Genomic DNA, 9992 nt, shown 5'->3' with positions numbered 1-9992 from the left:
CGGCTGTGAGAAGCAGGCAATAGACTTCGGAGTCATGGAGAAGACCTCCAGCGCATGGGTCTATCCGGCGAACTTCGGATGGGCCGACATCGGCGTCTGGGACTCGCTCTACGACTATGTGGAGAAGGTTGACGACAGCGGAAATGCGGTGGTTGCGACGGACTCCATTATCCAGGAATCCAGCGAGAACCTCGTGATTACGGACCGTAAGGACAAGCTCGTGGCTGTCCGAGGCCTCGAGAATTTCATGGTAATCGATACGGAAGACGTCCTCGTCATCTGCCCACGTGACGGCAAGAACTATAACGACCTCGTGACCGGACTCTCGCGTCCTGGTCTCGACAAATACAGATAAAGACATGTTTGCATCAGAAGTATACACATCAAGAAGGCTCACTCTCCTTGCCAGGATGGCAGAGAGGGGCGCGAAGGGACTCGCGATCTTCCTCGGAAACGTCGAGTCTCCTATGAACTATTGGGACAACTGCTACAAGTTCCGTCAGGACAGCAACTTCCTCTACTATTGGGGCATTGACGAGCCGCTCTTCGCTGCGACTCTCGACCTCGAGACGGGAGAGGAGTGCATATATGGAAACGACGTCGACATCGACGACATCATCTGGATGGGCCCTCAGGACAGCGTTGCCGTGAAGGCGGCATCGGTGGGCGTGGCGAACAGCCGTCCGTATGCCGAGTTCGCGAAGGCTATCGCAGCAGCCCGCGCAAAGGGTCGCGCGATCCACTTCCTACCTGCAGCGCGCCACTACACCCAGATGACCCTCGCCTCGCTCCTTGGTCTTGCACCGGAAGAGGTGGTGACAGCCGGAAAGAAGGGCTGCGCAAAGGCTTCTGACGCGCTCGTGCGCTCAGTCATCAGCATGAGGCTCGTCAAGGACGCTCTCGAGATCGCGGAGATCGACAAGGCCTGCGACCTGGGCTACGAGATGCATACCGTGGCACGTCAGGGCGTGAAGGTCGGCACCGTCGAGCAGGAGATAGTAGGCAAGATGGAGGGCGTGACCATGTGCAAGGGCTGGGGTCCGAGCTTCGCGACCATCCTCACCCAGCACGGAGAGATCTTCCACTGCCACTCGCACGAGGCCGTGATCGAGCCCGGCAAACTTCTCGTGATCGACGCCGGTGCTGAGAGCAATGTCCACTATGCATCCGACTTCACCCGCACATATCCGACTGCCGGCAAGTACACCTCACGGCAGCGCGACATCTACCAGATCGTATATGAGTGCAACGAACTCGCATTCGGCTTTGCCCGTCCGGGTGTGCGCTATCGTGACGTACATCTTGCAGTGGCTCGTCACATGCTCGACTCCCTCAGCCAGCTCGGCCTGGTGAAGGGCGACCTCGACTCAATGCTCGCAGAGGGCATCGCAGGTCTCTTCATGCCTCATGGCCTCGGCCACAACATGGGTATGGACGTACATGACATGGAGGATCTCGGAGAGAACCTCGTAGGATACGACGACGACCAGAGCCGCTCTCCTCAGCTCGGTCTTGGCAGCCTCCGCATGGCACGTACTCTCGTTCCGGGCAACGTCCTCACCGACGAGCCTGGCATCTACTTCATCCCTGACCTCATCGAGAGCTGGAAGAAGGACGGCACAGACAAGGGCATGGTCAACTACGACAAGCTCAAGGAATACTACAATTTCGGCGGAATCCGTCTCGAGGACGACGTTCTCGTGACCGAGGACGGAGCGCGCAGGCTCGGCAGCAAGCGTCTCCCTATCGCGCCGGACGACGTGGAAGCAGCGATGGCTGCAGAATAATAATGGAAATAGCAATGTGCATCCTTGCCATCTGTGCCGGAATCGTCGGCATAGTCGGCAGCATCATACCAGGACTCCCCGGCCCGCCCATCAGCTGGCTGGGGATGCTCCTTCTTTACTTCTGGGGCGGGGCCATCCGCTGCGGCCACACTCTCGCGGCCAGCCTCCTGCTGACCATGCTCGTGGTCACCGCGATCGTCACCGTGGTCGACTACCTCTTCCCGGCGGCCATGACCAAGGCCACCGGCGGCAGCCGCTACGCCTCCAGGGGAGCCCTCGCGGGAATGATCGTGGGCTGCTTCCTTACCCCGATAGGAATGATCCTGGGAGCCTTCCTCGGCGCCCTCGTCTCTGAGCTCTACTGGGGCGGAAAGGACCTTTTCGAAGCGGCCAAGGCCGCTGTCGGAGCCTTCGTGGGCGTGCTCACCGGCACAGGCCTCAAGCTTGTCGCCTCGGGAGTGATGATGTGGATGATAATCGTTAACGTGTAGAAGACAGGATGAAGAAGATTCTTAGCCTTTTGATAGGGATTGCCGTCGCTGTGACGGCCTTCGCCCAGACCCAGTGGACTGAGGTGGACGCAGCCGAAGCGGCGGACCTCATAATCGAGGAAGCCCAGACCCACCTTGGCAAGCCGTACAAATACGGAGCGCGCGGACCGAAATCCTTCGACTGCAGCGGCTTCGCCGGCTATGTGTACAACCGCTTCGGCTACACCCTCGGACGCTCTTCGCGCGACCAGGCCCTCGACGGAAGGGAAGTCAGCGGCGACCTCAGCGAACTCCAGAAGGGCGACCTCATCATCTTCTCCGGAAGGAAGACGGGCCAGGTCGGACATGTGGGCATCTTCATCGATTTCGACACCAAGAGCGGCACCGGACGCTTCATCCATGCGGACAAGGCCGGCGTGAGGATCTCGATGATGAGCGAGCCTTATTACGAGACCCGCGTGATGGGAGTGCGAAGGATACTCCCTGACTTCGTCGCAGACTACAGCGGCGGAAGATATCCTTTCGAGGACCAGGCCCAGGTGAGCATAGCTCCGGACAGGATAGACCTCGGAGAAGGAGACCTCAGGATGGTGGTCTTCGAGAGCGGGAAATGGGCTCTGGTGGACTCCGACGGCAGGGTGACCACGCCGGACGGCGAAGTATCGGACCGTATCGTGCTCTATCCTGACGGCTCGTGGAAGGCCGTCCCTCGCAAGATGGTGAAGATTCCGACCCTTTCCGGGAAGTCTGACAAGGGCGGCGACGCCAAGGCAGACGCTCAGCCAGGCACTGCAGCCTCCGGCAGCCAGCCCGCAAGGAACCAGGCGGCAGCAGCAGACCAGGCAGCGCAGGATCAGCCAGGAAACTCCGAGAGCGTAAAGGCAGAGACTCCGGCCGTATATCATACCATCGTCAAGGGCGACACTCTCTACGGTATTTCGAAGAAATACGGTGTCTCGGTGAAGACCATCTGCCGCCTCAACGGCATATCCGAGAAGACGACCCTCCATCTGGGCCGCAAGCTCCGGATTAAGTAAAAAAATATGTCTATATTCGCATCTTTGAATAATTCGAAAAGTATATGAAAGTTCTCAAGTTCGGTGGAACATCCGTAGGCTCGGTGGAGAGCCTCAGGAATGTGAAGAAGATAGTGGAAGGCTGCAACGAGCCAGTCGTGGTTGCCGTGTCTGCCCTCGGTGGAATTACGGACAAGCTCCTCAAGACGGCGTCCCTGGCCATGGCCGGCGACGAAGCCTATCTTCAGTCGATGGACGAGATCGTATCCCGCCACCACTCAGTAGTCGAGAACCTCATCAGCGAAGGCTCGGAGCGCGATGCTCTCATCTCGCGCATCGATGCGCTCTTTTCCGAGCTCAACAGCATCTATCACGGAGTTTTCCTTATCCGTGACCTCTCTGAGAAGACTTCGAACACCATCGTCAGCTACGGCGAGAGGATTTCGAGCGATATATGTTCGGTAATGATCGACGGCGCCGTGCTCCACGACAGCCGCGAATTCATCAAGACCGTGCGCAAGCAGGGCAGGAACCTCCTCGCCACCGAAACCACGAATGAGCTCATCAAGGCTGAGTTCGCAGGTCTGGGAAAGAGCGAGCAGATCAGCCTTGTCCCTGGCTTCATCTCCCGCGACATCAACAGCGGTGAGGTGACCAACCTCGGCCGAGGCGGCTCGGACTACACCGCCAGCATCATCGCGGCGGCCCTGGATGCCGACAGCCTCGAGATATGGACGGACGTGGACGGATTCATGACCGCTGACCCGAGGATCATCAAGACAGCCTACACCATCGACTCGCTTACCTATCTCGAGGCGATGGAGCTCTGCAACTTCGGCGCGAAGGTCGTATACCCTCCTACAATCTATCCTGCCTGTGCCAAGAACATCCCTATCCTCATCAAGAACACCTTCCGTCCTGAGGTCAAGGGAACCGTGATCAGCAACGAGTCCGCAGCGGTGAAGGGCCGCCCTATCAAGGGTATCTCCTCTATCAGCAATACCAGCATCATCACCGTCGCCGGTCTTTCGATGGTCGGTGTGATCGGTGTGAACAAGCGAATCTTCTCTGCCCTCGCGGAGAACGGAATCAGCGTCTTCCTCGTCAGCCAGGCCTCTTCGGAGAACAACACCTCCATCGGTGTCAAGGACGAGGACGGAGCTCTCGCATGCCAGGTGCTCAACGAGGAGTTCGCAAAGGAGATCCAGACCGGTGCGATGTATCCTATGAGCCTTCAGAGCGGGCTGGCCACCGTTGCGGTGGTCGGTGAGAACATGAGGCAGACTCCAGGTATCTCAGGAAAGCTCTACGGTGCTCTCGGACGCAGCGGTATCAGCGTGATCGCATGTGCCCAGGGTGCTGCCGAGACCAACATTTCCTTCGTCGTAGACGGCCAGTGGCTCCGCAAGGCGCTCAACGTCATCCACGACAGCTTCTTCCTCTCGGAGTACCAGGTGATCAACATCTTCCTCTGCGGTATCGGTACCGTGGGAGGCAACCTCATCGAGCAGATCGCGAGCCAGAGGCAGAACCTCATGGAGACCAGGAACCTCCAGCTCAACGTGGTCGGCATCGCCAACAGCCGCCATGCCATCTTCGACAGGGACGGACTTGAGCTCGATGGCTACAAGGAAAGGCTCATGGCAAGCGAGCCATACAATTTCCAGAAGTACAAGGAAGAGATACTCGCGATGAACATCTACAACTCGGTGTTCGTGGACTGTACAGCCAGCGCAGAGGTATCAGACGCATATTTCGACTTCCTTGACCACAACGTGCACGTCGTCGCTGCAAACAAGATCGCGGCTTCGTCTCAGTACGCGAACTATGCAAAGCTCAAGGAGACCGCCCATAAGAGGGGTGTAAAGTTCCTCTTCGAGACCAACGTCGGCGCGGGTCTCCCTATCATCAATACCATCAACTCTCTCCGGGACAGCGGTGACCGAATACTCAAGATCGAAGCTGTGCTCTCAGGTACCCTCAACTTCATCTTCAACACCATCAGCGCGGACATTCCTTTCAGCAAGACCGTCCAGATGGCGAAGGAAGAGGGTTACTCGGAGCCTGATCCACGTATCGACCTCTGCGGCAAGGACGTGATCAGAAAGCTCGTCATCCTTTCCCGCGAGTCAGGCTACATGATGGAGCAGGAGGACGTCGAGAAGCATCTCTTCGTTCCAGACGAGCTCTTCGCGGGCAGCCTAGAGAACTTCTGGGAGAGGCTTCCAGAGCTTGATGCGGACTTCGAGTCCCGCAGGCAGAGGCTCGAGGCGGAGAACAAGTGCTGGAGGTTCGTTGCCAAGCTCGAGGACGGAAAGGGTTCAGTACAGCTCAGAGAGATCCCTCAGGGCCACTCCTTCTACAAGCTCGAGGGCAGCAACAACATCATCCTCCTCACCACCGAGCGCTACAGGCAGTATCCTATGCTCATCCAGGGCTACGGCGCCGGAGCGAGCGTTACCGCGGCAGGTGTGTTTGGTGATATCATGAACATCGCAAACGTATAATACTAATACTATGAAAAAGGCTATCTCAATTCTTGCAATGGCATTTGCCGTAGCAATGTCTGCCAGCGCACAGGATCTCTTCACTCCGCCTTCTCAGGAAGGATGGACACGCACCACCTCTACCCAGCGTCAGTCAGAGTATCCTAAGATCAACGCTGACGGCGAATACTGGTTCCGCTTCAAGGCTCCTTCAACCGCGAAGGACGTCAAGGTGAACTTCTGTAGCGTAGATTTTCCGGCTCAGCTTGATGCTGACGGCTACTGGAACGTGATCACCAAGTCTCCGAAGGTGGGATTCAACCTCTACTATCTCGTCATCGACGGCGTGAGGTATACCGATCCGGGTGCGGACGTCGTGTACAGCAACGGTTGGGCAGGCTATCTCGAGGTGGCTTCTCCGTCGGATTCATACTATCAGATGAGGGACGTGCCTCACGGCGAGGTTCGCGAGCACTGGTTCTATTCACATGTTTCGAAGGAGTGGCGCAGGGCCTATGTCTATACTCCTGCAGAGTATGAGACCAACCCGGACAAGCGCTATCCTGTGCTCTACCTCCAGCACGGAGCAGGCGAGATGGAGCAGGAGTGGACACACTCTGGTTTCGCAGCCATCATCGCCGACAACATGATCGCTGACGGTAGCGTGGAGCCTATGATCATCGTCATGAACAACGACTTCGTATACCGTCCTGGTGACAACCGCGGAAGGCTCGCACTTTCTGACACATGGTCGGAGAACTTCTCTGATATGTTCATCAAGGAGGCTATTCCTGACATCGACGCAAGCTACAGGACCATCGCAGACCCTCAGCACAGGGCCATGGCAGGTCTCTCGCTCGGCGGTATGCTCACCAACAATGTCGGCCTTGGCCACAGCGAGATGTTCGCATACTACGGCATCTTCAGCGGCGGTGTCGCAGAGCACCCTGAGAAGATTGACAAGAAGACCGTGAAGCTCGTATTCGAGACTTGCGGCGAGCTTGAGTATCCGGAGAGGATACAGACCAACGTGGACCTTCTCAACTCTCTTGGAATCAAGGCTGAGACTTACGTTTCGCCTAACACTGCCCACGAGTGGCAGACCTGGCGCCGCAGCCTTCACGAATTCCTTCCGAAGATCTTCAAGTAGCAGGCCCCGGCGGTCTATCTGCCGGCAATCCTTGCTTCGAAATACTCTTTCAGGTCGTTCCACCTGTAGTAAGTGCCGCTTACTGCCTGGAGCGACCTGAATTCTTTTTCCAGTTTACTCCGTCATGTGGAACAAAATGCGATTCCAAATGGCGAAAAAGCGGAAAATGGGCGAGAAAAATAGAACTCTGGTCGCAGTTTTGAGTAATTTATGCCATACTTTTGCGACGCAATAACAAAAGTTACCGATCTAACATGAAAAAGATTCTTACTGTGGCCTTAGTGGCTATGTCAGCAATCCTCGTTTCATGCAACCAGAAGGAGACTCTCCTTCCTGCAGGAAACGGAGAAGAGGTTTTCGAGCAGTCTTTCAATGTGCTCGAGGAAGGTGAAGTTTCGGGCGCAGAGCTCTTCTCTGACGTTACGGCAGGTCTTCAGGACCAGGTTGATCCGGAGATCTACGAGCAGCTCCTCAATGCATTCAACGCATCCGACGCGAAGCTCATCAGCGAGGACCCTCAGACCAAGGCAATCGTCCCAGCACTCTACAAGACAGCTCGCGTGGAGTACCAGACTCTCGATCAGGACAATCAGCCTGTAACCGCTTCCGCACTCATCGTCTATCCTCTCTTCAAGAAGATCAAGGAAGTGATGCTCATCAACCATGGAACCCATATCGGTTTCATGCTCGTTCCTACCAAGTACACCTCCGTTGAGGCGATCATGGCAGCGACCGGTGCTCTCTGCATCCTTCCGGACTATATCGGCCTCGGCTCTTCTGCGAAGCATCCTGACCTCTACCTCAACCATGAGGTTCACGGCCGTACCAGCGTTGACGCACTCCTGACCCTTCTCGATTTCGCGAAGGCGAAGAAGCTCCCTCTCGACGCCAACTACAAGACCACGATCTTCGGCTACTCACAGGGTGGTTCTGTATCTCTCGCATCTTTGCGTCGCGTACAGGGGCTCGACGCCGCTACCCAGAACAGGCTCCACCTCGAGCACGTATACTGCGGTGAGGGTCCATACGATCTCCGTCAGACCTTCGAGAGCTATATCAAGGACTATGAGGCAGGCAAGAAGATGGGTCTCGGCGCAGTGATTCCGCTCGTGATCAACAGCATGTTCAACAGCTACCCTTCAGAGGTCGCAGACATGAACTATGAGGATTTCTTCACTCCATGGGCGCTCTCTACCGGCGTCCCTCAGCACATCCGTGCGAACAAGGAGGGTATCATCGACGTGATGCTCAAGCTCAACGGCGCCGACCTCGGCAAGATCCTCAACTTCGACTATCTTGAGGCTTATCCTGAGAACCTCGCGCGTCTTCTCGAGCTCATGGATCGTCAGAACCTCTGCCACGGATGGGCTCCTGAGTACGACCTCACCCTCTTCCACTGCAATCCTGACGGAGTCGTTCCGTTCTCTAACTTCGAGCAGGCTTACGCAGGTCTCAACAATGAGCACATGAACACTCGCATCGTGCCGCTGAACGAAAAGATCATCGGCGATGCCCTTCTCCAGCATATTACCGGCATGCTCATCATGATCGAGGAGCTTCTCGCCGATAAGCTATAAACCTAAACTTGACTTAACAAATCAGCCACCGTCCTCCCCAGGCGGTGGCTATTTTTTACAGAAGGTAGTTTCCTATGACTGCGATGGCTTCAGAAATGTTCTTTACCCCGAGTTTGCTGAAAATCCTCGTGCGGTGCGTCTTGACCGTGTTGACGGAGATGAATAGGCTCTCAGCGATCTGCTCCGTGGTCATACCCATTCTCGCTCTGTTCAGAATGGCTTTTTCGGTCTGACTTAAGACTGTATCCAAGTTATACTCGACATATCTGTTCTTGGAAAAGTCGAAGGAGAATCGTCTTCCGTTAGGAATGATGATCGTGCTTTCGATCTGTGTCTTATTCGAGTGACAGATCGTGAAAAGACCGAGCTGGACCGTTCTGTTGCGACTCAATTCAAGAGGAATAAATTTTTGGGTTATGAAAATTTCGCGGTTCCTGATACAGATGGGAAAATCGATAGTGCAGACATGGTTATAGCATTCTTCCATCGAGATATCTTTACTGTATACAATACTATTATCTCTTATGAGAAATAGAGTTGTCAACGTTTCATCAGATACAAGTCCCCAATAAGGATTATAACAGGGACGTTTGTGGTCGCTCAGCGATGCCTCGTCGATGTACAATAGTCGATCCGTATGGTATATAATCTCATGCTTTACAAAATCTATTATAAAAGCACTTTGACTACAGAGCTCCGCTGTTTTTGCGACGGCAGAAATAATAGAGTCACGGTCCAGTACCATAGGCGTCTTATATGACTCATTGTGCTTGAATGATAATCGGTTGACGTCGTTCATATGTGGGTTCGTTTTATATAGACAAAGGTAGTATTTCCTTTTTTCTGCGGGTGGATTTTATTGTCCTTTGATGTAATACTTTTTGGTGAATTTGATTCCCTTGAAGTACAAAACACCCAAAAGGGTGACAGGCGAACGGCATAAAAAAGGTAATTTTGTTCGAATATCGAAAAATTGTTTACAGTATTATGAAACGAACATTGATTCTTCCCCTTGTCGCATTGCTTGCAAGTGTTGCGGCTTTCTCCCAGCCAAGGGCTGTCGGTGCCTATTTCTCAGCTGTCAGTGAAGGTGTCTATTACCAGCACTCGCTTGGCGAGAAGCAGTTCATCGAGCTTCGCGTAGGTGCAGATATCGGTCTGCTGAACGGCACAGGACTGGGCTTCGATGCAGGTGCCGACTATGAATTCATCGTTGCGAGCTATCCCAAGTCCAAGGGAACCTTCAACCTCTGGGCCGGCCCCGGCGTGCACGGCGGATATGGATATACCACGCTGATCCATCCTGTCAATGATCTGAATCCATTCGTTTCACTTGCGCTCAACTTCGGATTTGACTTCACCTTCAACAAGCACCTCCAGCTCTTCGCAAAGCTGAGCCCGAAGGTGGGAGTGACCTGGGGCATGACGCATGATTCTGACAGGGAGGGCATAACAAAACGCACCCAGGTCGAATTCGCCAGGTCT

Annotated in this window: 8 protein-coding genes and 1 pseudogene; 8 read left to right on the top strand and 1 reads right to left on the bottom strand. The window is 54.9% G+C overall.

Going from position 1 to position 9992, the window contains the following annotated elements; translation table 11 throughout:
• The 7 genes and pseudogenes from AC06ND_RS04070 to AC06ND_RS04040 form a co-directional block, all read left to right on the top strand.
• Positions 1 to 355: pseudogene (locus AC06ND_RS04070) on the top strand (hypothetical protein); the annotation flags it as partial.
• Positions 356 to 359: 4 nt separating this feature from the next.
• Complete coding sequence (locus AC06ND_RS04065) at positions 360 to 1787, top strand: aminopeptidase P family protein (protein ID WP_475677716.1); 1428 nt, start codon at positions 360 to 362, stop codon at positions 1785 to 1787.
• Positions 1788 to 1789: 2 nt separating this feature from the next.
• Positions 1790 to 2278 (top strand): DUF456 domain-containing protein, encoded by a 489-nt coding sequence (locus AC06ND_RS04060; RefSeq protein WP_475677715.1) that lies wholly within the window; start codon positions 1790 to 1792, stop codon positions 2276 to 2278.
• A gap of 8 nt (positions 2279 to 2286) precedes the next feature.
• Positions 2287 to 3315: a C40 family peptidase gene (locus AC06ND_RS04055; protein ID WP_475677714.1), complete on the top strand. Its 1029-nt coding sequence runs from the start codon at positions 2287 to 2289 to the stop codon at positions 3313 to 3315.
• A gap of 44 nt (positions 3316 to 3359) precedes the next feature.
• Complete coding sequence (gene thrA / locus AC06ND_RS04050; protein WP_475677713.1) at positions 3360 to 5801, top strand: bifunctional aspartate kinase/homoserine dehydrogenase I; 2442 nt, start codon at positions 3360 to 3362, stop codon at positions 5799 to 5801.
• 10 nt (positions 5802 to 5811) lie between these two features.
• Positions 5812 to 6930 (top strand): alpha/beta hydrolase-fold protein, encoded by a 1119-nt coding sequence (locus AC06ND_RS04045; protein ID WP_475677712.1) that lies wholly within the window; start codon positions 5812 to 5814, stop codon positions 6928 to 6930.
• Between the two features lie 254 nt (positions 6931 to 7184).
• Positions 7185 to 8507 carry a lipase family protein gene (locus AC06ND_RS04040; RefSeq protein ID WP_475677711.1) on the top strand — a complete coding sequence of 441 codons (1323 nt, stop codon included), beginning with the start codon at positions 7185 to 7187 and terminating at the stop codon, positions 8505 to 8507.
• A gap of 55 nt (positions 8508 to 8562) precedes the next feature.
• On the opposite strand, the gene AC06ND_RS04035 is transcribed toward AC06ND_RS04040, so the two are convergent.
• On the bottom strand, positions 8563 to 8994 hold the full coding sequence (locus tag AC06ND_RS04035; protein ID WP_475677710.1) for a helix-turn-helix domain-containing protein: 432 nt from the start codon (positions 8992 to 8994) through the stop codon (positions 8563 to 8565).
• A 500-nt stretch (positions 8995 to 9494) separates the two neighbouring features.
• On the opposite strand from AC06ND_RS04035, the gene AC06ND_RS04030 reads away from it, so the two are divergent.
• Positions 9495 to 9992: hypothetical protein (locus tag AC06ND_RS04030; protein WP_475677709.1), on the top strand; the 498-nt coding region annotated here is incomplete at its 3' end.

The organism is Candidatus Cryptobacteroides sp., from assembly GCF_056207615.1.
This window is presented reverse-complemented; position numbering and strand designations above follow the sequence as displayed.